This window comes from Salinithrix halophila, assembly GCF_042650125.1.
In the GTDB taxonomy this organism is placed as follows: domain Bacteria; phylum Bacillota; class Bacilli; order Thermoactinomycetales; family DSM-45169; genus Salinithrix; species Salinithrix halophila.
This window is the reverse complement of record NZ_JBHSAP010000015.1, coordinates 254,538-278,051: the sequence shown is the minus strand read 5'-3', so window position 1 is coordinate 278,051 and position 23,514 is coordinate 254,538. Positions and strand designations below refer to the sequence as shown.

At 53.1% G+C, this 23,514-nt stretch carries 24 protein-coding genes; 7 read left to right on the top strand and 17 right to left on the bottom strand.

The features are described from left to right. Positions 1–117: 117 nt before the first annotated feature. From ACFOUO_RS11595 to ACFOUO_RS11550, 10 genes are all read right to left on the bottom strand, one after another. Positions 118–507 (bottom strand): DUF302 domain-containing protein, encoded by a 390-nt coding sequence (locus ACFOUO_RS11595; protein WP_380705277.1) that lies wholly within the window; start codon positions 505–507, stop codon positions 118–120. A 180-nt stretch (positions 508–687) separates the two neighbouring features. Beyond that, entirely contained in the window at positions 688–3,561 is a 2,874-nt protein-coding gene (uvrA, locus tag ACFOUO_RS11590) for an excinuclease ABC subunit UvrA (RefSeq protein ID WP_380705276.1), read from the bottom strand. Positions 3,562–3,564: 3 nt separating this feature from the next. After that, the gene (uvrB, locus tag ACFOUO_RS11585) at positions 3,565–5,550 is read right to left on the bottom strand and encodes an excinuclease ABC subunit UvrB (protein ID WP_380705275.1); all 1,986 of its coding nucleotides are present in this window, start codon (positions 5,548–5,550) and stop codon (positions 3,565–3,567) included. A 412-nt stretch (positions 5,551–5,962) separates the two neighbouring features. Next, the gene (locus ACFOUO_RS11580) at positions 5,963–7,129 is read right to left on the bottom strand and encodes a PDZ domain-containing protein (RefSeq protein ID WP_380705274.1); all 1,167 of its coding nucleotides are present in this window, start codon (positions 7,127–7,129) and stop codon (positions 5,963–5,965) included. Positions 7,130–7,219: 90 nt separating this feature from the next. After that, entirely contained in the window at positions 7,220–8,683 is a 1,464-nt protein-coding gene (locus tag ACFOUO_RS11575; protein WP_380705273.1) for a S41 family peptidase, read from the bottom strand. A 310-nt stretch (positions 8,684–8,993) separates the two neighbouring features. Then, complete coding sequence (locus ACFOUO_RS11570) at positions 8,994–10,124, bottom strand: murein hydrolase activator EnvC family protein (protein ID WP_380705272.1); 1,131 nt, start codon at positions 10,122–10,124, stop codon at positions 8,994–8,996. 41 nt (positions 10,125–10,165) lie between these two features. Then, the gene (gene ftsX / locus ACFOUO_RS11565) at positions 10,166–11,059 is read right to left on the bottom strand and encodes a permease-like cell division protein FtsX (protein WP_380705271.1); all 894 of its coding nucleotides are present in this window, start codon (positions 11,057–11,059) and stop codon (positions 10,166–10,168) included. Next, complete coding sequence (ftsE, locus tag ACFOUO_RS11560) at positions 11,049–11,735, bottom strand: cell division ATP-binding protein FtsE (protein WP_380705270.1); 687 nt, start codon at positions 11,733–11,735, stop codon at positions 11,049–11,051. The genes ftsX and ftsE overlap by 11 nt, the downstream gene beginning before the upstream one ends. Positions 11,736–12,221: 486 nt before the next feature. After that, positions 12,222–12,518, bottom strand: a complete 297-nt coding sequence (locus ACFOUO_RS11555; protein ID WP_380705269.1) for a hypothetical protein — start codon at positions 12,516–12,518, stop codon at positions 12,222–12,224. Next, a complete protein-coding gene (locus tag ACFOUO_RS11550; protein ID WP_380705268.1) occupies positions 12,505–12,723 on the bottom strand; it encodes a helix-turn-helix transcriptional regulator in 219 nt (72 codons plus the stop codon). The genes ACFOUO_RS11555 and ACFOUO_RS11550 overlap by 14 nt, the downstream gene beginning before the upstream one ends. Positions 12,724–13,034: 311 nt before the next feature. Between ACFOUO_RS11550 and ACFOUO_RS11545 the strand changes: the two genes are divergently transcribed. From ACFOUO_RS11545 to ACFOUO_RS11520, 6 genes are all read left to right on the top strand, one after another. Beyond that, positions 13,035–13,277, top strand: a complete 243-nt coding sequence (locus ACFOUO_RS11545; protein ID WP_380705267.1) for a hypothetical protein — start codon at positions 13,035–13,037, stop codon at positions 13,275–13,277. 21 nt (positions 13,278–13,298) lie between these two features. Next, on the top strand, positions 13,299–13,565 hold the full coding sequence (locus tag ACFOUO_RS11540) for a hypothetical protein (RefSeq protein WP_380705266.1): 267 nt from the start codon (positions 13,299–13,301) through the stop codon (positions 13,563–13,565). Between the two features lie 255 nt (positions 13,566–13,820). After that, entirely contained in the window at positions 13,821–14,621 is an 801-nt protein-coding gene (locus ACFOUO_RS11535; protein ID WP_380705265.1) for a hypothetical protein, read from the top strand. Further along, positions 14,611–15,456: a hypothetical protein gene (locus ACFOUO_RS11530; protein WP_380705264.1), complete on the top strand. Its 846-nt coding sequence runs from the start codon at positions 14,611–14,613 to the stop codon at positions 15,454–15,456. The genes ACFOUO_RS11535 and ACFOUO_RS11530 overlap by 11 nt, the downstream gene beginning before the upstream one ends. Next, on the top strand, positions 15,453–16,238 hold the full coding sequence (locus ACFOUO_RS11525) for a hypothetical protein (RefSeq protein WP_380705263.1): 786 nt from the start codon (positions 15,453–15,455) through the stop codon (positions 16,236–16,238). Before ACFOUO_RS11530 ends, ACFOUO_RS11525 begins: the two co-directional genes overlap by 4 nt. A gap of 7 nt (positions 16,239–16,245) precedes the next feature. Then, positions 16,246–16,887 (top strand): ABC transporter ATP-binding protein, encoded by a 642-nt coding sequence (locus ACFOUO_RS11520; protein ID WP_380705564.1) that lies wholly within the window; start codon positions 16,246–16,248, stop codon positions 16,885–16,887. Between the two features lie 36 nt (positions 16,888–16,923). Here ACFOUO_RS11520 and argH read toward each other — a convergent pair whose 3' ends face one another. The 4 genes from argH to ACFOUO_RS11500 form a co-directional block, all read right to left on the bottom strand. Then, positions 16,924–18,327 carry an argininosuccinate lyase gene (argH, locus tag ACFOUO_RS11515; protein ID WP_380705262.1) on the bottom strand — a complete coding sequence of 468 codons (1,404 nt, stop codon included), beginning with the start codon at positions 18,325–18,327 and terminating at the stop codon, positions 16,924–16,926. Beyond that, entirely contained in the window at positions 18,290–19,543 is a 1,254-nt protein-coding gene (locus tag ACFOUO_RS11510) for an argininosuccinate synthase (protein ID WP_380705261.1), read from the bottom strand. The genes argH and ACFOUO_RS11510 overlap by 38 nt, the downstream gene beginning before the upstream one ends. Before the next feature lie 129 nt (positions 19,544–19,672). Continuing rightward, entirely contained in the window at positions 19,673–20,125 is a 453-nt protein-coding gene (locus ACFOUO_RS11505; protein ID WP_380705260.1) for an SRPBCC family protein, read from the bottom strand. A 106-nt stretch (positions 20,126–20,231) separates the two neighbouring features. Next, positions 20,232–20,540 (bottom strand): hypothetical protein, encoded by a 309-nt coding sequence (locus ACFOUO_RS11500; RefSeq protein WP_380705259.1) that lies wholly within the window; start codon positions 20,538–20,540, stop codon positions 20,232–20,234. Between the two features lie 296 nt (positions 20,541–20,836). On the opposite strand from ACFOUO_RS11500, the gene ACFOUO_RS11495 reads away from it, so the two are divergent. After that, positions 20,837–21,376: an acyl-CoA thioesterase gene (locus ACFOUO_RS11495; RefSeq protein WP_380705563.1), complete on the top strand. Its 540-nt coding sequence runs from the start codon at positions 20,837–20,839 to the stop codon at positions 21,374–21,376. Positions 21,377–21,415: 39 nt separating this feature from the next. On the opposite strand, the gene ACFOUO_RS11490 is transcribed toward ACFOUO_RS11495, so the two are convergent. The 3 genes from ACFOUO_RS11490 to ACFOUO_RS11480 form a co-directional block, all read right to left on the bottom strand. Further along, complete coding sequence (locus tag ACFOUO_RS11490) at positions 21,416–21,853, bottom strand: DUF350 domain-containing protein (protein WP_380705562.1); 438 nt, start codon at positions 21,851–21,853, stop codon at positions 21,416–21,418. Positions 21,854–21,916: 63 nt separating this feature from the next. Beyond that, entirely contained in the window at positions 21,917–23,170 is a 1,254-nt protein-coding gene (locus ACFOUO_RS11485) for a glutathionylspermidine synthase family protein (RefSeq protein WP_380705258.1), read from the bottom strand. After that, positions 23,167–23,499, bottom strand: coding sequence for a hypothetical protein (locus ACFOUO_RS11480; protein WP_380705257.1), 333 nt, complete (start codon positions 23,497–23,499; stop codon positions 23,167–23,169). The genes ACFOUO_RS11485 and ACFOUO_RS11480 overlap by 4 nt, the downstream gene beginning before the upstream one ends. Between the last annotated feature and the right edge of the window lie 15 nt (positions 23,500–23,514).

The window sequence follows — 23,514 nt, the reverse complement described above, 5'->3', positions numbered from 1 at the left end:
GGTTCAAAGACCCCACCCCCATCTATTAGCAAGACCGATGCCGAAAAGGTCTCCCCTTTCAAAAAACCAAAAAAAAGCGGCTGATTAACAGCCGCAATGGGAGAAGAGCTTTACATTTTACTTTGCCTCATCGATAGCCTGAATGAGTGTCGCTTCGACGTCCTTCGCAATCCCCTGAAGGCGGTCATCTTCCGTCATAGCCAGAAGAGCGGTTGGGCGGATCAGGCCGATATGCGTTCGCAGGGTCTCTTCACTACGATAAACAACGATTTTACAGGGAAGAAAGTAACCACCCTTCTGGTTATGGATCAACATTTTTTTCGCCACGTCGGGATTATCTACTTCGAGAACCCGGAAATCCTGTTCCAGAGCGATCCCGGCTTCCATCAGTTTGGTTGGGATATCCAATTTCCATAGAATGCTGAACTTGTAATCGGCCAGGGTCCTATCCAGGGATTTGATCGCCTCATCGACGGATTTGTTCGTCTCTACGGTGTACTCAAACATAGCCAAACGCCTCCTTTTCAAACCATTCACGCATCTATTGTACCTTAATTTCTTCGGAGAAAGGAATGAAACCGGACCCTCAGACCGACCCGTATAATAATGCCCATCTATCCTTATCCCCCAACTGGGCTCCAGGTAAACGGAAAAAACAAAACAAGCCCTGTGAAGGGCTTGACCCACTCAACCGGAGATCTGGGCGGACAGTTGCTGATAGTACGTTTCCATCCGCTCCCGATCCCGCTCCAGGATCGGCTTCAGGAACCGGCCAGTGTGGGAGCCGTCCGTTTCCACCACTTCTTCCGGGGTGCCGGTAGCAACGATCGTCCCCCCGCCGTTTCCCCCTTCAGGGCCGAGGTCGATCAAGTAGTCGGCGGTCTTGATAACATCTAGGTTGTGCTCGATCACCAAGACGGAATCTCCGTTATCCACCAGACGTTGCAACACCTTGAGGAGGCGGGAGATATCGTCCACATGCAGGCCTGTCGTCGGCTCGTCCAGGATATAAAGCGTCCGCCCCTTAGATCGCTTGTACAACTCCGAGGCTAATTTTACCCGCTGGGCCTCTCCTCCGGACAAGGTGGTGGCCGGCTGCCCCAGCTTGACGTACCCGAGCCCGACATCGTAGAGAGTCTGCAGCTTGCGTTGAATGCGGGGGATATTTTTGAAAAACTCCAGGGCTTCTTCCACTCGCATCTCCAAAACATCGGAGATGTTTTTCCCTTTGTACTTCACTTCCAAGGTATCCCGGTTATACCGTTTCCCTTTGCACTGCTCGCATGGGACATAGACATCCGGTAAAAAGTGCATCTCGATTTTGATAATCCCATCACCCCGGCAGGCTTCACAACGACCGCCTTTCACGTTAAAGGAGAAACGGCCTTTCTTGTACCCCCGTACTTTGGCCTCCTGGGTGGAGGCAAAAACGTCCCGGACATCATCAAACACACTGGTGTAGGTCGCAGGGTTGGAACGAGGAGTACGGCCAATCGGGGACTGGTCGATATTAATCACCTTGTCTAGATGGGACAGGCCACGGATCTCCTCGTGAGCCCCAGGGATCCACTTGGAGCGGTTCAGCTCCCGGGCCAGCGCCTTGAGCAGGATTTCATTAACCAGGGTGCTCTTGCCGGAACCAGATACGCCCGTCACGCAGGTGAAGACGCCCAGGGGAACCTTCACATCGACGTTTTGCAGGTTGTTCTCCCTGGCTCCCTTGATCTCGATCCACTTGCCGTTGGGCTCCCGGCGCTCCTCAGGAAGCGGGATAAACTTCTTGCCCGAAAGGTACTGGCCGGTCAGGGATTGGTCCATCTCCATCACTTCATCGGGTGACCCCTGAGCGATAATCTCTCCCCCATGGGCCCCCGCGCCCGGCCCGATATCGATGATATGGTCCGAGGCCAGCATCGTATCCTCGTCGTGCTCCACGACGATCAGCGTATTGCCGAGATCCCGCATCTGTTCCAGGGTACGGATCAACCGATTGTTGTCTCGTTGGTGAAGGCCGATGCTGGGCTCGTCCAGGATATAGAGGACGCCCATCAATTTCGATCCGATCTGAGTGGCGAGACGAATCCGTTGTGCTTCGCCTCCGGACAGGGTTCCCGCAGCGCGGTTCAAGGTCAGATAGTTAAGCCCCACATTGACCAAGAATCCGAGGCGGCTGTTGATCTCCTTCAAGATCTGCCGGGCGATGGCCATCTCTTTTTCGTTGAGCGTCAATCCCTCAAAGAAATCCATCGCCTCCCGGATGGATAGACCGGTGACATAAGCGATATTTTTGCCGCCAACGAAGACGGAAAGCGTTTCTTTTTTCAGACGTGCCCCGTCACAGGTGGGACAGGGCTTGTTACTCATGTAGTTTTCGATCTGCTCTCGGATGGTGTCAGACCCCGTCTCCCGGAAGCGACGTTCCAGGTTTTTCAGTACGCCCTCAAAACGGAGCTGAATCTGTTTCACCTGTCCCATATCGGTCTCGTAGCGAAAAGGGATCCGCTCCCCTGTCCCCTGCATGAGGATATCCATCGACTTTTTCGGGAGATCTTTCACAGGCACATCCATATCGATGCCATAGTAAAGACAAGCGGATTCCAGCAGTTGAGGATAGTAGGTGCTGGACTTTCCCACCCAGGGTTCAATCGCCCCTTCACGCAGGGTCTTGCTCTTATCGGGAATGACAAGGCCCCGATCCACTTCCATGCGGCTGCCCAGTCCGTCACAGGTGGGGCAGGCACCGAAGGGGCTGTTGAAGGAGAACATCCGCGGAGAGAGTTCATCCATGGAAAATCCACACTCAGGACAGGCCAGGTTTTGGCTGAACAACATCTCTTCCCCATCAATCACATCGACGATCACCTTGCCGCCGGAAAGGTGGAGAGCTGTCTCCAAGGAGTCGGTCAACCGGGTCTCGATCCCCGGTTTGACCACGACCCGATCCACCACCACTTCGATGGAATGCTTTTTGTTCTTCTCCAGCTTGATCTCCTCAGAGAGATCCATGATCTCTCCATCGACCCGGACCCGGACAAACCCTTGTTTGCCGATCTCCTCCAAGAGCTTGACGTGTTCCCCTTTTCTCCCGCTCACCATCGGGGCGAGGATTTGGATACGGCTCCGTTCCGACAATTCCAGAACGCGGTCTGCCATTTGTTGTACCGTCTGGGAGGCGATCTCGATCCCGTGTTCAGGACAAAAGGCACGCCCCACCCGAGCAAAGAGGAGCCGCAGGTAGTCGTAGATCTCCGTTACCGTCCCCACGGTGGACCGGGGGTTACGGCTGGTCGTCTTTTGATCGATGGAAATAGCCGGGGAGAGTCCATCGATGGAGTCGACATCCGGTTTGTCCATCTGTCCGAGGAACTGGCGAGCATAGGCGGAGAGGGACTCCACATAGCGACGCTGTCCCTCAGCATAGATGGTATCAAAGGCCAGCGAGGATTTTCCGGAGCCTGACAGCCCCGTCAGAACAACGAATTGGTCACGGGGAATCGTGACGTCCACCTCCTTCAGGTTGTGGACGCGCGCCCCGCGGATCACGATGTTTTCCTGGGTCAACGGTTAAGCCCCCTCCGCTTTCAACTCGAGGATCATATCACGCAGCTCGGCGGCCTTCTCGAAGTCCAGATCCTTGGCCGCCGCTTTCATTTCCTTCTCCATCCGCTCGATCATCCGCTGCCGGTCTTTCTTATTCATTGTAGCCGTGTCGGGTATCGCTTGATACGTCTCGGTGTCCTCAGCTACCTTCGTAGCTTCGATAACCGCCCGAACCGCTTTCTTGATTGTCTGCGGCCGAATACCGTGCTTCTCATTATGTGCCAGCTGCTTCTCGCGACGCCGGTCCGTCTCGTCGATGGCTTTCCGCATCGAATCGGTCATCTTGTCGGCGTACATGATAACCTCACCGTTCGCATTACGGGCGGCGCGACCGATGGTCTGGATCAAGGAACGCTCCGCACGCAGGAAACCTTCTTTGTCCGCATCCAGGATGGCGACGAGGGAGACTTCCGGCAGATCCAGCCCCTCCCGGAGCAGGTTGATCCCTACCAGAACGTCAAACTCACCCAAGCGCAAGTTCCGGAGGATCTGCATCCGCTCAATCGTCTTGATATCTGAGTGAAGGTACTGGACCTTGATCCCCACTTCCTTCAGGTAGTCAGTCAGGTCTTCGGCCATTTTTTTGGTGAGCGTGGTCACTAGTACCCGTTCGTTCCGTTCCAGCCGTTTGTTTACTTCGCTGATCAGGTCGTCGATCTGACCCCGGATCGGACGTACGTGGATGCGGGGGTCGAGAAGCCCTGTCGGGCGGATAATCTGCTCCACCACTTCTGGGGTATGCTCCAGCTCATAGGGACCGGGGGTGGCGGAAACATAGATCACCTGGTTCACCCGTTTTTCAAACTCGTCGAATTTCAAGGGCCGGTTGTCCATCGCCGACGGGAGACGAAAGCCGTGGTTGACCAGCATCTCTTTCCTGGCACGGTCCCCCTTGTACATGCCGCCGATCTGGGGAACGGTGACATGAGATTCATCGATGATCATCAGGAAATCCTCGGGAAAGTAATCAAGGAGAGTATAAGGAGCCTCCCCTGCTTTCTTCCCCACCAAGTGGCGCGAGTAGTTTTCAATACCGGAACAGAAGCCCACTTCCCGCATCATTTCCATATCATAGCGGGTTCGCTGTTCCAGACGCTGTGCCTCCAGCAGTTTATCCTGGGACTTTAGCTCCTCCAGCCGCTCTTCCAGTTCTTCTTCGATATCCTTCAATGCACGGCGCAGGACCACTTCTCGGGTGACATAGTGGGAGGCAGGGAAAATCGAGATATGTTCCCGGTCGCCCAGAATCTCCCCGGTCAGTACGTCAATTTCCCGGATCCGGTCGATCTCGTCCCCGAAAAACTCCACCCGCACCGCATGTTCACTCCGGGAAGCGGGAAAGACCTCCAGCACATCCCCTCTCACGCGGAACGTACCGCGAACAAAGTTCATGTCGTTGCGTTCATACTGGATATCCACCAGGTCCCGCAATACCGCGTTCCGGTCTCTCTCCATGCCGACACGCAAGGGAACGACCTGCTCCCGGTATTCTTCCGGCGAACCGAGGCCGTAGATACAGGAGACACTGGCTACGATAATGACATCTTTCCGCTCAAACAGAGCGGATGTTGCTGAGTGGCGCAACTTGTCGATTTCGTCATTGATCGAGGCGTCCTTCTCAATATACGTATCCGTCTGCGGTACGTAAGCCTCGGGCTGGTAGTAGTCATAGTAGCTGACGAAGTATTCCACAGCATTCTCCGGGAAGAATTCCTTCAGTTCCCCGCACAGCTGGGCCGCCAGGGTCTTGTTCGGAGCGATCACCAGGGTCGGTTTGCCCGCCCTAACGATGGTATGGGCAATGGTGAAGGTTTTTCCGGTCCCCGTCGCCCCCAGCAGGGTCTGGTGCTTTTTGCCCGACTGCACCCCCGCCACCAACTTCTCGATGGCCACCGGTTGGTCACCCTGGGGTTTATATTCCGATACCATGCGAAAGATCTCTTCGGCCATGGCCACATCACCTCGAATCTGTCATCCTTCCCATTATACCACAAGCAGAAAGAAAAACAGGAACATTCGTTCTCGATATATGGTTGATACGTGTCGTCGAAAGTCCGATTTCTGTCTCCGTTCCCCTTTCCCGCAACCACAAAAACGCCCCACCGTGGGATAAATCAATCCTTCTGCCTCCGCTTTTTGATCTCCCACCTAACCCTTAGTACCAACACAACGGCTAAGTTTATATACAGATAAGACAAGTACCATATATTATTGTCGTCTAATACTAAACCGGCAAAAAAAGATGTTGAGGCAAAAAATAATAGGACATTAATATATTTATCACGAAATTCCAAAAGGCCCTACAACCCCTTTTTCAGAGTAAAAACACCGGACATAGCCCGGTGTGCAAAACCACTAACCCTCACCTTTTCCCTTCTGAAGCCGATGAGAGATCCGAGGATAGGCGATCTGGGCGGCCCGGAGAAGGTGCCTCCACGATACCGAGGTGATCCGGGTCTCCTTCATAGACAGGGCGGTGGGCAAGCTTAGGATCGCCGTTTTCGTCGGTTAGTTCTAGCTTGCAAAATGCTGGGGAACGGGTCAGCGCTTCCCTTAACCCGGCAAGGTCGGAAACGGGTTCTCCGTTTACCCTATGTAAGATGTCCCCGGGGCAAATACCCATATCCTCTGCCGGACTGCCCGGCCAAACGGCCAGTACCCGGATTCCCCCGGACACCGCTGCAAAGAAAGACAGGCGCCGCCGCTCCCGGTACCGCCCCAGTTGGTAAATTCCCTCATGACCGGCGATGCAAAAAAGAGAGGCTACCCATAACATGGGGGGCCAGACTTTGGCGATCCCAGCTAACCCCGCGAGCAAAAAAGCATAGAGCAGAATCAAAGAGGAGGAGCGTCGCTTTTGCTGTTCCGGCGGGCGGGAAAGATTGATTCGGGCAAAGCTCGCTACCAACGGAAGCGGCAACCAGCCAGCAGGTGTCACCAATACCAGCGGAAGCGGCCAGATTTTTTGCAAGAGATAGCCTCCGACGGGCTGATTGTCACCGTCTCTCTCGACAACCGGTGTACTCCCCGCTTCCCCATCCAGACGAACCAGCGCCCATTCCAACCCATGAAGGCCGCTCACCAGGAACAGCCACTCTACGACGGAAAATTTCCAGAGTACAGCTGTCCACTCCCCCCCTATTCCCGTTTGCAACCCGGCTTCAGCCGCTCCCATGGAAATGAGGGCAAGCAGGCCGACTGCATAGGCGGGGCAAGCAAAGCGAAGGCGGATACAGGTGAGTAAGAGGAGGATCCCCCATACCCAGACAGCCTCCGCGGGACGAATACCTGCCGTGATGAAAGAAGCCGTCATGGAAAACACAACCCCTCCTCCCAATCCAACCAGCACCGTACGGAGAAAGAGGGGAGTCGGGGGATGGAGACGGCGTCCAAAACAACGCTGTTCCCGGATTCCTTTCCATGCATACTGCCAAGCTGCTAGGAGAAGAGCCGCTATCCACAACGGATGAATCCATATCTCCTGCCACGCTGTCCACCCTGTCTGTATCGGAAAAAAAACGGACTCCAAGTGAATCCCTCCTGTAGGCAAAACGGAAAACAATCCCATGACCGAGGGGTCGTGGGATTGTTTTCGATACGGGAAAGCGATTCCCTTCCCTTATTTCATTTTTTTCTTTAACGTTTCCACACCCACCCGGAGTTGCAGGTCAGAATCCGGCTTACGGAGCATCTTGATAAACTCCTCCTGCAGCTTCAATGCCGTCTTCTTATCGACTTCGCCGGTCATCTTCAACTTGTGGGTTTTTTGGAAGGCTTTCACAGCCGTCGCTGTCTGTTCACTGAAATAACCATCGGTTCGGTCGGGACGATACCCCAATCCTTCCAGCACCAATTGCAAATTCTTCACATGGTGAGAGGACTGATCCCGTTTCAGCAGTTTATCCGGTTGGGGTGGAGCCGCCCTGTAATAATCGGGAAGCTTCGCCTTTACATCAGGCTTGATCCCCTTTTTATGAATCCATTTCCCTTCGGGTGTCAGCCATTTGGCCATCGTCAGCTTCAGGTTGCTACCATCGGAAAAATCTTCTGCCGTCTGAACAGTCCCTTTGCCGAAAGTGGTCTGTCCAACCGTCGGATAGCCAGCGGATTTCATCGCTCCGGCTAGGATCTCCGAAGCGCTGGCGGATCCTTTGTCTGTTAGAACGATAATCGGGTATTTCTTTTTCTTCCCTTCTTCAGCACGGTACTCGACTTTATTGCCGGATTTATCCTCCGTCATCATCAGCATTTTCCCTTCGGGAAGGAGCTTCTCAAGGATTTCCAGCACGGAAGGCAGTAACCCGCCGGGGTTGCCCCGGACATCGATCACGAGCCCTTTCATACCCTTTTCTTCGAGCTTATCCAATTGTTTAGTAACTTCTTTGGAAGTATCTTCGGAAAACTGGGTGATCTCAATCTTTCCTATTTTGTCCTCTAACATCCGAGAGTGAACCGTCTCAATCGGGATCTCATCCCGCACGACAGTCACTTTCATCAGCTCGTCCTGACCCGGACGGAGGACTTCCAGCCGGGCCTTGGAGCCCTTCGGCCCCTTGATCTTGGCAACAGCCTCGTTCAGATCCATTCCTTCCAAGCTGATATCATTGACCTTGACGATCTGATCTTCCGGGCGCAGCCCCGCTTTTTCCGCGGGAGACCCTTTAAAAGGGGAAACGATTGTTACTCGCCCCTTTTTCATGGTCACTTCCGCACCGATTCCCTGGAAAGAGGACTCCATCGAGGAGTGGAACTGCTTGGCCGTCTTTTTGTCCATATAGGCGGAGTAGGGATCATCCAAGGATTCCACCATCCCCCGAATGGCCCCATCGATCAGTTTTTGGTCATCCACATCATGGATGTATCGAGACTTGATGGTCCCATATGCTTCTTTCAACTTGTTCAGGTTATCCTCTAGACCTTCCACGTCCTTGCCGGAAACGGGGGCTTTATTCCCCGACAGGAAGGAAGAGCCCGTTACCTGCGACAACAAACTGCCGTCGCCTGCCACCGCGGCCGTAGCAAGACTGGAAAACAGCACAGCGAAGACAAGGAGCAAGGCAACGGTACGCCCGCGAAAGTACATCCCAACACCACCTTTACCATCTCTTGGAGACATCCGGCAGGATGAAACCAAGGGGCCCCCAAATCCCGACGTCCAATAACCGTACCTTCCCGCCGGTTGGAGAGGGGTTGTTTCAATCATATGACAGGCAGGAAGGAGTTAGTATTCAGATCCACTCTAGCATATAAAGTGCGCCGTATACAAGAATGGGTCCGATGGTTGCGACTCCTGCAATCATGGGAAACCGGCCTTCCTAATAAGAAGGCCGGTCGACAGTCCCGGTTATTGATAGCCGAACGGCTAGCCGAGCGGCCGAGCCGCCCTTCTCTGTTTATTTTAAGTACGACATCGGATTCACCTGGTCTCCGTTCTTCAGCACTTCAAAATGTAAGTGCGGACCGGTCGACCACCCGTTATTTCCAATCTCCGCGATCACCTGTCCCTTGGAGACGGAATCTCCGCTCTGAACCCTGACACCCTGAGCATACATATGGGCATAGAGTGTGGACAGACCGTTACCGTGATCGATGATAACGATGTACCCATATCCTGTGGCAGGACGGGATTCAATCACCTTGCCGCCTGCGGCAGCATGGATCGGTGTCCCCAGGGAACCGGCAAAATCCACTCCGGTGTGCATTTTGTATCGTTTTCGTACCGGGTGAAAACGCATCCCGTAGGTGGAAGTGATCCGAGAACCCTTCACCGGCCATCCAAATTTGCCCCCGGTGTATGAATCGGACCCGTCGTCATCTTCTGTAGCCTGCTCACGTTGCCGCTTGCGAATCAGGTCCCGGATCCGCTTTTTCTCTTTCTCGTTGATCTCTTCTAGATTCTCTTGCTTAGAGCCCAGCTTTTTCACTTGTTTTTCGATTTTCTTATAATCACCGGTAAGGTCGGCGTGAAGCCCTTTGGCTTTCTCCGCTTTCTCCTTTCGCTCGGCGAGGAGGTCTTCCATTTGTTTCTTTTCCTTCACGAGTTCTCGACGGTCCGTCTTGTAACCGTTGATCAGCTCCTGATCCCGCTTGGCGACCAGACGTACAAATTCGAGGCGTTTCAGGAAGTCATCCAGGTTTTTTGCATTCATCAGCGACCGAACGTAAAACATCTTCCCCTGTCGATAAACGATACGAATCCGTTCGTTGTATACCTTTTTCTGTTCCTCGATCTGCTTTTCCTTCTCGGCGACCCGCTTCTTACTCTTCTCCAGTTTCTGCTCCGTCTCGTAGACATCCTGATTGAGTTCGTTTAGTTCTCGCTTCCGCTGTTCCAGTTCCTTAAGAACCGACTCCAGGTCTTTTTTCGTCTGTTTCTTTTCCTTTTCGATCCGTTGAATCTCTTTATCCCGATCTTTGATGTCTTCTTTCTTGTCATCGATGTTGTCGGCGAAGGAGATTCCCGGAGACAGGAGCGAACATGCCAACACGAAGCCCGTCAACCCCGCCACCAGCTGCTTTTTCACTGCATCTCCTCCCAAGTGGTCACGCCGCCACGCCATCCGGATCAGACCTTCAGGAAGCGGCTGATGGAAATCAAACTTCCCCACACCCCGATGATGACACCGAGGATGATGGTTATCCCGGCAACATAGAGGGCAAGCGGCCACATGGGTAACATCTTAAAAAAGCTGTAGGCCTTCCCTGCATCCAGGATGTTGAGCACGGCATTGTATCCGACGAGGCTGATGGCCACAGGCACGATCGCCCCCATTACACCGATCATCCCCCCTTCAATGAAGAAAGGCCAACGAATGAACCAGTTACTTGCCCCGACAAGGCGCATGATTTCGATCTCGCGGCGACGAGCGAAGATCGTCAATTTGATCGTGTTCGAAATCAGGAACGCGGCTAACACTGCCAAGCCAAACCCGAAAAGGAACACGGTGTTTCGGATCCAGGCCGACAGGTCGAGAAGGTTGTCGGTTACCCCTTCGCCGTAGTCCACACCGGATACTTGGTTAAATTTCTTGATTTTGTTGGCCAATGGCTCGGTCTGCTGCGGATCCTTAGCCTGAATCACCAACGCATCAGGCAAGGGGTTGCCCTCTTCCAACCCCTCCAAAAACCGCTTATCATCGCCCCACTGTTGCTTCAACTCCCGCAGGCCGTCTTCTTTTGGAACGATTTTCACCGATTTAATCGCGGGGTCTTTTTCCAATTGGGCTTTGGTTTGATCAATATCATCATCGGAGGCTGTTACCTCCATAAAAGCTCGGATGGAAACCTGCTTGTCCAATTCTCCCGCCATATAGCTGATATTAAAGGCGAAGACGAGAAAAATACCGAAGATCAGGAGCGTCACACCCACCGCACTGACGGCGGCGAATGTCATCCAGGTGTTTCGCTTCAGGCTTCGGAAAGACTCCCGAATATGCCGGAAAAACGTATCAATCTTCATAGCCGTATTCCCCCTGCTGTTCGTCACGGACGATGACGCCTTGCTCGACAGCGATCACCCGCTTGCGCATGGTGTTCACAATCTCTTTGTTGTGGGTGGCCATCACGACCGTGGTCCCACGGGAATTGATCTCTTCAAGCAAGTACATGATATCCCAGGAGTTCTCGGGGTCCAGGTTCCCGGTCGGTTCGTCCGCAATCAGGAAACCGGGGTTATTCACCATCGCCCGGGCGATGGAAACCCGTTGTTGTTCACCCCCGGATAACTGGGAGGGGAGGGCGTTCATTCGGTCGTAAAGCCCTACGAGTTCCAACATCTCCTGCACTCGCCGGCGAATCTTCCGATTAGGGGCTTCCACCGCTTCCATGGCAAAAGCCACATTCTCATAAGCAGTCATGTTGGGCAAAAGTTTGTAATCCTGGAACACGACCCCGATGTTCCGGCGCAGGTACGGGATCTTCCAATCCCGTACCCGCTTGACGTTTACACCGTTGATCAGGATGACGCCGTGGGAGGGTTTCTCCTCCCGATACATCAGCTTGATGAACGTACTTTTACCCGCACCACTGGGGCCCACGACATAGACGAATTCGCCCTGATCAATTTTCACATTGATCCCGTTCAGGGCTTTGACGCCGTTGCCGTACACTTTGTACACATCATGCATCTCGATCACACTATCACCTTCATCTGCCTGGGGTAGACCCTGGATTTTCAGAACAGAACGGTTTTTATGAAAGGAGGAAACAAACGCTCAGGAAAAATATTCAAAAATCAGTACCGATACCTCTCCCATTATATCATTGATCCGTCCTTTTCCCAGGGGGATCTTACCGATTATCGGACGGAAATAAAAACCTGATCATCATACTGATGCAACGACATCCCTAACGATTCACCCCACCCTGTTTATAGTAAACGATGAGGGGCCGGCTGAAAGTTTCATCTTTTTTGGCTTAGTACCGTTTTGATGAGCTAAAGTGTCTATTGGCGGTTTCTGGCCATGTATGGTGCGATATAAGCACACAAGTGAAAAGAATCCATTCCATTCGTACACAGGAATTAGCCATATCGAAAATGGCATTGATTACATGAACGAGGTTGGAAAAATTTTCATTAAAGGCCTTTGCTACATTATTGTGCCATCAACCCTCTCCTGACTTCAAAGCTTTCGTGCATTGAACAAGTAGATGGATGAGCCAATGCTCTGGATGAACATGACGATCATGACAAAGAAAACAAAATATTCTGGTTTAAGTACTTCTAAGATCGCAACCAAGATTACCCCTGCGGTAATTCCATAGGATAAAATTGTGTAGGAGAGAGCTTTTGATTTATAGATGAGCAAATGCCCACGCTCATCTTTTGATTCTTGTTTACTTTCAAACCTTCCCTTGTATAATTCACTCACAATAACTCCGGCCACCAATAATAAAATAGACCATTTAAGTATTTCCATCGTTTGTCTCCTCCTCATATTGAAAGACTGATGTGAGGGGTTTGTTAAAAGCATGGGAGATCTTGAATGCCAAGATTAAAGAGGGATTGTACTTATTCTTCTCGATCGCCACGATTGTTTGACGACTAACACCGACTTCATCCGCTAGTTTTTGTTGTGTCCATCTTTTTTCTGCCCTACAGATTGCGATTCGATTGGATAACATGAAATGCACCCCACATGCAACGTAACATATACACGACATAATGTAAAGTATACATGACAAAAATACATAAAATAACAGCAACCTTGGGATAGGAGTCCCCTTAGCAGGATGATCTAAAACGGCAATAGGTCCTCCAGATCCGAACCAGTTCCCCGGAAATGACTTAGGTAAGGAGAATGGTGAAATCCTCGTTCTAAAAGGGAAAGCGGCGAATAAGATGATCATCGGAAAGGAGGCAGAGTGCAAAAAAGCAAAACAGAAGGCTTTTGGAAAAACTGCAAAACCGGTATCCAGGAAAGGGGAGAATCGTGATGGCTTGGCAGATCGGTCCTCAATCACTCAGCCCCGGAGCCAGTGTCCGCTGGTGGTTTCATTGGTCGGGATATCCCGGTTTCGAAGTAATCGGGGTGAAACCCGCCACTCCCGGCAGCGAACTCCGGTATTCAGAACCCGGAGTCCAGATGAACAATGACGGCTCCACTACCTACTATATGACGGTAAAAAACGTAGGTCCTTTCTCCGTCCAATACTATTGGGTCGGAAATACGATATAACCAAAGCGGGAGGAGTGCGTAATGAAGGCGATCTGCGTATCTGATCAACAAGGCCGGATTCTCTCTGTCAACTTACTGAAAGAGATGGGAAAGGAACCGTCCGGGATGGCCGGGGCGGGAATCCTTCCCGATGACGATCAGAAAGTGAGCCATATCGATTTGCCGCCGGATCTGGAAAAACGTTCGTTATTGGATATACAACAAGAATTTCGGGTGGAATTCCGTGGGGAGAGCGCCCATTTGGTCAAAGCTGAAAACTTCACGGAGCCCTTCCGAGAAAAAAAGTGATAGATTCACCTGTCCTGTAGGCAAAAAGACCGGCAGATGCCGGTCTTTTAATTTTATCTGAAAAGACTTGTTCCCAATAAATGCATAACATATAATAAAAAATAAACCGATTTATATATACATGAATTTTAGAACTCCCACAAACCCGTAGAACTACCCGCTAGGGCGCCTTGAACAAATATGATTAAAATACCTATCAGGCATCCTTTGAAACAGGATGCCTGATAGGTATTTTTAAAAAAAGGGTGACCATCCATGTACTTGTTAAAATCAGAATTTATCCGGGCTTTTACTGCCAAGTCTTTTTATTTCTCCCTCGTTTTTGGCTTGATCCTGTGTTTCATCGGATTTATCGATTATGGATTGCCAGGCCCTTGGCTCATCCCTACCGTCTTACTCAATACGGACGCATACTCCGCTTTCGAATATGCATATGGAAATTCTATCTTTGCCCTTTTCGCCCCATTGCTAGCTACGCTTCCCTTCGCCGGCTCTCTCGCATCGGATCGTGAAAGCAATTATTTGAAATACGTGTTGTTGCGAACTTCAAAAAAGGTATACATCCAGTCTAAGACCATCGCCAATGCACTGGTTGGCGGAGGAACCATCGCCGGTGTGTTGCTTGTATCATTGCTGGCCTCGCTCGTGTTGTATCCCGTTACCCCGACAGTTCCGCCACCCGCAGTCGGTGCCTTTGCCGATCTGCGTGTGGACTTCCCGCTCCTCTATTGTTTAATCATTTGCGGGCTGGGTTTTCTGTTTGGAGCCACCTACGCTACCTTGGGACTAGCTTGTTCCACGTTTCTAAAAAAACGATACACCACCGTAATCGCCCCCTTTCTCCTCTATATCCTCCTTTTGTTTGTGGCGGATAATCTAGCGCAAATCACGGGGGTCGACTGGCTCACCTCGCTCCAGCCTATTGCCAGCTTGGTTCCCTTCAGCAGTACATCCAATACCGCTTGGCTGGTGCTGAGCCCCATGGTTGCTTTATTAGGCGTAAGCCTCCTCATTCTCCACAATTGGACACTAAAGGATCGGGATCATGCATCTTAACGGGAAATGGATGCGATTGATCCGTTTGGATGTCCGGCACACCTTTTTCCGGATGAAATGGCTATGGGCAATTCCCATCTACCTGGTGGTTATCTGGTTTGAATGGGATCGAACCTTCATCGTCCCCCATACTGGAACGATGTATCACGCAGGCGATATCCTCGTCAGGAGTCTGACTAATTTTTATGCGATCGTCTTTTGCTTTTCACCCCTCTTTCTTCATCTGGTCCACGATGGGATTCAGAACCCTGGTTGGTTGGGAAGCATCTTTCTCCGCTCCGGGGAGATAAGGATTTGGTGGCTGGCGAAAGCCGTCTCTGTCGTAACGACGGCTGCCTTGGTCACCTTGTCTGGGACTGTCAGCAGTACTCTTTTCGCCTGTGTCGCCCTGCCCTGCACCAATACCTGGGGGACGGCAACCCGATACCCGCCTGAAGGGGATATCTTCGGCTTCAACCCGGCGATCCTTCATTTATCTCCTTTGGAAGCCGCTCTTTTTGCCAACCTCTTGTTGTTATTGGGTTGGTTCGGGATCGGCCTGGTTTCCGTTCTCGTTTCTGTGGTCTATCAAAGCCGGGTGGCAGGGTTCACCGTGGCTTTTATCATCTTGATGAGCGGGCTGGCTGCTTTCCATGCCCCCTCCTCCCCTTGGCAACAGCTGTTCATCAACGTACATATGGACCTCAACACCCATCGTTTCGGCCAGGCCGCTTCCAAGTGGCCTTCCATGATGGAATCGATCCTTTACTGGGCGTTGTGGATCGGGATCGTCCTCTTTCTCGGATTGCATAAGCTGAGGCGAACCGATTGGTTCATGGGAGGATCCCGTTCATGAATCGCTTGCTTCCTTTTCATCTATGTACAATTTGGACCCAGCGACATCTCCTCCTGATGACGGCTTTTTTTATCGGCTTCGCTTTACTCAACCTGTTACACTTCTATTCGGAAAACCAAGTCACCCTCGGCCCTGATGCGATGACCCGGCTTTTGCCCTTCACCTTCGGCGGGCCTGGGATCGGCAACTACCTGTTGCTGGATTGGATTCGCTGGATTTTACCCTATGGGATCCTCCATCTGATCATCGGCCCCACTCCCTATGAAGGCCGTACGGGCTCCTTCACAATGTACCTGTTACGTGCCCGGTCAGGCCGCCGCTGGTGGCAGGCGAAGACCCTGGCCCTCTCCTTGTCCTGTGCCTTTTTTTTTCTGACGGGGGATGTTCTCTTGATCCTGATTGCCTCGATCATGGACCCATCCGCTTTCTCTTTGAGTCAGGCGATGATGGTCACCCTCGGCCAGCTATTCCTGTTGCAATGGAGTACGTCATGGGCTTGGACCCTGATCCACTCTCTGTTACCGCCCCAAAAATTTGTATACGGCTATCTCCTCATTTTGGTGGTGTTTCTGCTCTCGCTGTTGCCGAGCGCTGATTGGGCTCCCTGGTTGCCAGGAAACCAAGGGATCTGGATGCGACATGGGATCCATCATGCCCTCGCCATCCCCTTTGATTGGCTTTGGTCGTTGACCTACAACGCTCTATTGACTGGTATTGCATTCCTGATAGGATTGCAGCGTTTTTCCGTTATGGATTTGACTCAGCACTTGAAGGAGGCATGACAACGTGATGAGAGAGGTACCTGCTGCCATTGAAGTAAACCAAGTCACCAAAGTCTTCGATAAACAAACCATCCTGGATCACATTGACTTAACAGTCCCAAAAGGTGAGATTCATGGCTTGATCGGGCGCAATGGTTCCGGAAAAACCATGCTGCTCCAAGTCATCTGCGGCTTGATCAAGCCTACGGAAGGAGCGGTTACGGTGATGGGCGAGCCGCTCCAAAAAGGCTCCTTCCCTAAACAGCTGGGAGCCCTTATTGAACAACCCGGTTTTCTCCCTGGTTTCAGCGGCAAAAAAAACCTGGAACTGCTCGCTTCGATCCAAGGAACCATCGGTAACGACGAAATCGAGGCCACCCTTCGCTCCGTCGGCCTCGATCCAGCCCTGAAGGCTCCTGTCCGTAAATACTCCATGGGCATGCGCCAACGCCTCGGCATCGCCCAGGCCATCATGGAAAAACCCCGGGTCCTGCTGTTGGACGAGCCGACCAACGCCCTGGATGAGGAAGGACTGCGGGACGTGCACCAATTGCTCCTCAACTTGCGGGACCAAGGGGTCACCATTCTCATCGCGAGCCATAACCGGGAAGAGATCGACGGACTGTGTGACCACGTGCACCGTATGGAAAAAGGAAAGCTCACCTCATGAAAAAGAGACCGGCAGTCGCCGGTCTCCTTTTTTTGATCAAATTTGAGCCGTTTGGATCCAATGATAGGCTTTGTCGATGTCATCCTTTTTCTTAAGGATAGTCGCTTCCACCCGGACGCGGGCGGTGCCGCAGCCGGCACTGCGGGCATCGGTGACGTTTTCCACCTGCAATCGGTCGAAGACATCCCCTTGGATGGCCGGGTGAGCTTCCCGGTATTGCTCCAGGGTCAGGTCCAGGAGGGATTGGCCCCGGCTGAGGCAGTGGAGGACGAGACGACCTACCACTTCATGGGCCTCCCGGAAAGGTACGCCCTTGGTCACTAGGTAATCAGCGAGGTCCGTGGCGTTGGTGAAGCCTTTTTCCGCATTCTGCCGCATACGCTCCTCCTTCACCGTCATCCCTTCGATCATCGGTGCCGTCAGCGCCAAAGCGCCCGTGAGGGTATCGACGGTATCGAAGACCCCCTCCTTGTCTTCTTGCATGTCCTTGTTGTAGGTGAGGGGGAGGGCTTTCAGCGTGGTCATCAAGGAGACCCAGTGCCCCATCACCCGCCCGGTCTTGCCCCGGATCAACTCGGGCACGTCGGGGTTCTTCTTCTGGGGCATCATGCTGGAGCCGGTACAGAAGGCGTCATCCAGTTCCACATAACCGAACTCTTCACTGGACCAGAGGATCAGCTCCTCAGACAGGCGAGAAAGGTGAACCATGATCAAGGAGGCGGCGGATAGGAATTCCACCAGGTAATCCCGGTCGCTCACCGCATCCATGCTGTTGTCGTATAGACGATCGAAGCCCAGCTCTTCGGCCACTTGTTCCCGTTGAATGGGAAATGTGGTACCGGCGATGGCTCCAGCACCTAGGGGCATGGTGTTGACCCGTTTATAGCTGTCCATTAGCCGTTCCACATCCCGTCCGAACATATCCACATAGGCGAGGAGATGATGAGCAAAACGCACCGGTTGGGCACGCTGAAGATGCGTGTATCCAGGGAGGATGGCGTCGATGTGCTTTTCCGCTTTGGCCGTCAGGGCTTGGCGTAAGTCAGTCAGCCCTTTGACGAAATCGACGGTGCGTGCCCGGACATAGAGGTGCATATCCAGGGCTACCTGATCGTTTCGGCTCCGTCCGGTATGGAGCTTCCCCCCCACGGGGCCCACTTCCTCGATCAGCAACTTCTCAATGTTCATATGGATGTCTTCATGAGCGACGGAAAATTCCACGTCTCCTGCTCTTACCTTGTCCCGGATCTTTTCGAGCCCTTTGGCGATGGCTTCTACTTCCTCCGCTGGCAGGATACCGGACTCGCCCAGCATACGGACATGGGCGAGGCTCCCGCGGATATCCTCCTCGACCAGTCGTTGGTCAAAGGAAATGGATGCGGTGTATTCTTCAACGAGTTGGTTAGTTGGCTTGGTAAAGCGCCCGCCCCAAAGTTTCATCGAATGTCGCATCCTCCTTCTCGGCGTTCACCTTGGCATGGACTTCCGTCGGCAGGCCCCACAGCTGAATGAAGCCGACAGCCGCCTGGTGGTTGAAGGTATCGTCGGAGGTATAGGTAGCCAGTTCTTCGCTGTACAGGGAGTAAGCGGATTGGCGTCCCGTTACCACCGCTTGCCCTTTGAACAACGAAACCCGCACCGTGCCGGTTACCGTCGCCTGGGTCTGGTTGACGAAAGCGTCCAGGGCCGTTTTCAGGGGGGAGAACCAGAGGCCGTCATAGACCATTTGGGCCCACTTCTGTTCCACCGAAGGTTTGAACTGGGTCACTTCCCGGGTGTGGGTGAGGAATTCCAGTTCCTTGTGGGCGGTAATCAGGGTGATCGCCGCCGGGCATTCATATACTTCCCGGGACTTGATCCCCACCAGCCGGTTTTCCACATGGTCGATCCGTCCGACGCCATGCTTGCCAGCCAATTGATTCAGCTTGGAGAGCAACTGATAAAAGGGCAGTTTTTCCCCGTTTAAGGCGACAGGCGTTCCCTGTTCAAAGGTAATCTCCACTTCTTCGGGCTGATCCGGTGTTTCAGCGACCGGAACCGTCCATTCATAGGCTCCCGCAGGTGGGGCGGCCCATGGATCTTCCAACACGCCACACTCACAGCTTCTGCCCCATAAATTTTGGTCGATGCTGTAGGGGTTATCCAAAGCCACCGGTACCGGGATGCCGTGGTTCTGGGCATAAGCAATCTCCTCTTCCCGGCTCATTGCCCATTCCCGCACGGGGGCAATCACTTCCAACCCGGGGTTGAGCGCCTTGACCGCGAGCTCGAACCGAACCTGATCGTTCCCTTTACCCGTGCAGCCATGGGCGACCGCTACAGCTCCCTCCTGCTCCGCCACTTTGACCAACACCTGGGAGATCAATGGCCGCGACAGGGCGGAAACCAAAGGATACTTCCCTTCATAAAGGGCGTTGGCTTTCAGGGCCGGCAACAGGAAATGCTCAGCAAACCACTCCTTGGTGTCCACGACCAGGGACTTGACCGCCCCTACCTTCAGAGCCTTCTCTTTAACGAAATCGAGATCTTTTCCCTCGCCCACATCGAGGGCAACCGCCACCACATCGTATCCGTAATTGTCTTTCAGCCATTGAATCGCCACGGATGTATCCAACCCGCCCGAGTAGGCCAGGATCACTTTCCCCTTCGTCCCCATATCCGAACACCTCTTTATAAAAATTCATCGTTTCGTATTATTATACGGTCGGCTGAATAAAAAGTCCACCCCCGATTTCGGAAAAAGAGGTGGATCAGCGAAGATTTTTGGTGTCTCGGAAAGCCGTTGTTATGCCGGGACTTTTCGGCTCTCGGTAATGGTCTTCAGCCCCTTCAGACGGGAGAAGAGGGTGCGACGGAACTGCCAGGCAGTCATGCGGGATCGGAGGAAGCCCGTGCCTTCTGGTACGCCGATCTCGCAGTCGCAGCTGAGGAGAACAGCATTCCCTTCTTCCTCCAGATCCAAGAAGAGATCGACGATCGCATGGGTAAGGAAGAGGCGGACACCGAAGAGTTCAGGGTTACGGTAGGCAATGATTTCACCCCGGATTTCCCGGTCCGTCCTCCCGGAACGGAGCTTGAGAGTGAAAGGAGTGCCTTTTTTCTCATCACTCTCTGGGGAGGATTCCAGTGCTATCTCCTTCAGGCCGCCAATCCATTGCTTCAGTCCTTCTTCTGTCTCCAGGTACGCAAACAGCGTTTCCCTCGAGGTGGCAATTTTCAATTCCATGTTTATAGACATGCGATTTCCCTGCCTTTTGCCGGTATGATCCTACCAAGAATATCGCCTTATTATTAACGCATTCGGCTTGACTTGTAAACTCCCTCTTCTTAACAGAAAACGAAATTTACAGAAACGCGATTTCTACCCTTCCTTTGCCATAGTAGACTTCCACCTTAGCCAAGGCCCCATTGACAAGGGTCAGCTGGGGAGGGAGATGACCGAGATCGGTATCGAAGACGACAGGGATCTGAAGCGGCGAGAATACGGCTTCCAAGGCGTCGATGTAGGGTAAATCCCGGGTGCCTTCAGTATGTGCCAGGCGACCAAAGAGCAGGCCGCGGGTGTTCTGGAACCAACCGTTTTCCCGCATCTGCCACAGGGCACGATACATCTCCGAAGCGGAGAGTTGGGCGCACTCCAAATACCAGACCAATCCTTCTTCCTGTTCCGAGCCCATTCAGCCACGGGAGCGTAACACGTCCCGGCTAACATCCGCAGGGTATCGAGACAACCGCCCAGCAGGCGACCGGAAAAGCGAGCTTCCTTTCCATTCAGTACCTTCCACTCCGTCGAAGTGTCCAGTACCATACAGGCATCGGATCGGCGGTAACATCCTATACGCCTCCTTCTAGCATAAAAACTCTAAAAACAGTAGACGCGGCCCGGACGCATGGTTTTCTGTCGGAACGGGTAGATTGTGAGGGTCGGGGGGCATCGCCCCGAGTCTGACTGACAGCGAGGTGGAAAACCATCGAACCCGTCTATGCCAACCAATCCCGTACCGTCAAAACCGCCCACGTCCTCCCTCCGGATACAAACCACCACGGAACGATGTTCGGCGGGAAAGTGAGCGCCTATATCGATGAGGTTGCCGCCATTGCCGCCGCTCGCCACTGCAAACAAGCTGTAGTGACCGCTTCCATGGACTCTATCGATTTTCTGATCCCCATTAAAATGGGGGATGCCATTACCGTAGAAGGCGTCGTCACCTGGTGTGGACGAACCTCCATGGAGGTGTTTGTCAAAGTGACCTCAGAAAACCTCTCCAGCGGCAAGAGAGAACTGGCCACCGTGTCTTTCCTCACCATGGTCGCGCTGGATGAAGAGAGAAAACCCAGTCCGATCCCCCAGGTGATCCCTGAAACCGAGGAGGAAAAATACCTACACGAGACCGCCTTGGAACGACGAGAGGAGCGGACCGAACGAAAAAAACAACTATCCGCCCTGCAACGAGCCAACCGCTACCTCCCCGAAAACTGGAGATTGTAAAAAAACCGCCGGATCATCCGGCGATTTTTCTGTTTTCATTTAATAGCTAATCAAAGACGCCATCAGGAGGCCCGTCGCGATGCTGAGGAATGCGGCGAAGATACCGACGGAGACGTTTCCTTTCGGAATCTCAGCTACCACCTTGAAGGGCGTAAGCAGTTCGAAAAGATAAAAAACCGCTACTTGGAAGATCGCCCCGATCAGGCCCCACACCACCAGATCCACCAGACCGGCAGAGTGGAAGACGGCGGACGCGAGGACCAGACTGAGTCCGAGGATCTTACCGCCCAGATCGTAGGAGGCCGCTTTGGCCGCAGCTACCTTTCGGGGATCGTCGGTGTCCGCCCCCTCTTTGATCAGCTGGTACTCTCGGTAAGGAGTGGTAAAGAGGAAAAGCAAGATGCCGACAATCATCAACGGGATGGTCACCCCGAGATAGGCAAGAAAATTCACGATATAAGGCCACTGTTCCAATATGGATCCTCCTTTTTGCTTTACAAGCATACACAAAACATCCGGCACCCATTGCTTCACAATGCGCTACTCATCCAGAAAGGCCGGAAGATAGTAAGCCAAATTCCCTGTTATCGGACCGTCCAGGCGGGCTAAAATGGCGGAGGGTCTCCCTCCAATCAAGAAGGAACCCCACAGACGGCGGCCGCGGAAAGAACCGGTTAGCGTCTCCGCCTCTACTTCCTCCATCTCTACCCGTTCCTGATAAATCATCGGCTGATCCCAGTAAGCTTTTTCTCCATCCCGACACCGGATGATGCCGTCGGCGTCACAAAGAAGGACGGCTCCACCCTCCCGACCGAAGATCGGCTTTACCACATGGGGAGAACGGCCGAGAAAACGGTTTTCCAGGTAGGTAGGCAACATATACCGGCCGATGGTTTCCCGCTCTTCTCGTGTAAAAAAGATTTCTTCTTCGTACAAGCTCCAGATCAGGGCCTGGAGAGCTTTGGTTTGGGCCAGGAAAGCCGATGGAGGGTTGATGAGGTGGAGTTTCCCCTGGGCAACCAAGTCAAGAACGCGAGCACCGGTGGGATATCCGTCCCTATCGGTCTCTTCCGCCAACACTTCCAGGGCATGAAGCCGGTATAGCACATCGACGGGGCGCATCCCCCCCTCGTAGGGAGCTATAAGTCTCTCTCCCTCCACCCGCAGGGACTCCAGGGGAACGAAACGGGCGTCCAAGCCGGATTGTTCCATCAGATAGCGAGTCGTGCCCGCATCCTCTTCGTGCCAACCGAGGGCGCTAAACACCACCTCGCCGACGGACTCCCCATTTTCCCTCCACGGTTGGAGATAACGCTGAAAAGCCTCCTGGATGTCGACAGCCTTTCCCTCGTTCGGATCTCTCTGTCCGTAAGCCTCACATACCTGTCCGTTAACGTAAAAGGCTTCCACCACCCCGGTGGGCGTGTCACTATTGAATTCCAGCATCTTCAATCCATCGGGGGTGAGGGCGAAGTCGAAACGACCCACGACAGTAGGGACGGATGGATTCGCTTCCAGGCGAACCGCCCCCCAGGCCGCCTTCGGGATGCCCAATTCCTCCATCAGAGACGCGTCCCCCCGGCGAACAACTCCAATGACACGGCTAAAAATCCGACCGAGCGCTTCCGTGGCTTCAGCCATTTGTCGGTGGAGGTAGGGTGAGAGCGGGAGAGACGAGGCGAGCGCGTATTCCCGACCATAACACCAATCCCAGGTGAAGATTCCCTCCTTGCGAACCGGGCCGTAAATCAATTGCCGTCTTTCTTCATAAGGCCTATCTTCAAAACGGGTCATCCCCCGCTGAACCACCCTCCGGATCGGCTGCCAGAACTGCCGATGCCCCCTTTGGAGCCGGAAGAGATGCCGGAAATCTTCTTATAAATCTTTTTCCCTCCTTTATAGTAATAGCTGCTTCCTGTTTGTCCACTGCCATCGTCACAGTAGCCGTCTTGATCCTCATCCACACAGGTCTCCTCGTCGCAATAACCGTCCTCATCCTGGTCGTTGCAATCCTCCGCGGCACGGTCGTTTGAACATCCCGGTACGGCGGTCAAGGCTGCCGCCGCGAAAAGCGCCGTCAACCGCTTGGTTCGACTGACCGTTTCTTCCTGTCTCTTTTCCATCGGAAGCCCCCTTCT

Coding starts and splice junctions, on each gene's coding strand:
- ACFOUO_RS11505 (WP_380705260.1), bottom strand. CDS start 20,125: ATGTCTATAAACATGGAATTGAAAATTGCCACCTCGAGGGAAACGCTG.
- ACFOUO_RS11535 (WP_380705265.1), top strand. CDS start 13,821: ATGTACTTGTTAAAATCAGAATTTATCCGGGCTTTTACTGCCAAGTCT.
- ACFOUO_RS11575 (WP_380705273.1), bottom strand. CDS start 8,683: ATGTACTTTCGCGGGCGTACCGTTGCCTTGCTCCTTGTCTTCGCTGTG.
- uvrB (WP_380705275.1), bottom strand. CDS start 5,550: ATGGCCGAAGAGATCTTTCGCATGGTATCGGAATATAAACCCCAGGGT.
- ACFOUO_RS11555 (WP_380705269.1), bottom strand. CDS start 12,518: ATGGAAATACTTAAATGGTCTATTTTATTATTGGTGGCCGGAGTTATT.
- argH (WP_380705262.1), bottom strand. CDS start 18,327: ATGAAACTTTGGGGCGGGCGCTTTACCAAGCCAACTAACCAACTCGTT.
- ACFOUO_RS11480 (WP_380705257.1), bottom strand. CDS start 23,499: ATGGAAAAGAGACAGGAAGAAACGGTCAGTCGAACCAAGCGGTTGACG.
- ACFOUO_RS11525 (WP_380705263.1), top strand. CDS start 15,453: ATGAATCGCTTGCTTCCTTTTCATCTATGTACAATTTGGACCCAGCGA.
- ACFOUO_RS11550 (WP_380705268.1), bottom strand. CDS start 12,723: ATGTTATCCAATCGAATCGCAATCTGTAGGGCAGAAAAAAGATGGACA.
- ACFOUO_RS11540 (WP_380705266.1), top strand. CDS start 13,299: ATGAAGGCGATCTGCGTATCTGATCAACAAGGCCGGATTCTCTCTGTC.
- ftsX (WP_380705271.1), bottom strand. CDS start 11,059: ATGAAGATTGATACGTTTTTCCGGCATATTCGGGAGTCTTTCCGAAGC.
- ACFOUO_RS11520 (WP_380705564.1), top strand. CDS start 16,246: ATGAGAGAGGTACCTGCTGCCATTGAAGTAAACCAAGTCACCAAAGTC.
- ACFOUO_RS11485 (WP_380705258.1), bottom strand. CDS start 23,170: ATGACCCGTTTTGAAGATAGGCCTTATGAAGAAAGACGGCAATTGATT.
- ACFOUO_RS11545 (WP_380705267.1), top strand. CDS start 13,035: ATGGCTTGGCAGATCGGTCCTCAATCACTCAGCCCCGGAGCCAGTGTC.
- ACFOUO_RS11510 (WP_380705261.1), bottom strand. CDS start 19,543: ATGGGGACGAAGGGGAAAGTGATCCTGGCCTACTCGGGCGGGTTGGAT.
- ACFOUO_RS11530 (WP_380705264.1), top strand. CDS start 14,611: ATGCATCTTAACGGGAAATGGATGCGATTGATCCGTTTGGATGTCCGG.
- ACFOUO_RS11595 (WP_380705277.1), bottom strand. CDS start 507: ATGTTTGAGTACACCGTAGAGACGAACAAATCCGTCGATGAGGCGATC.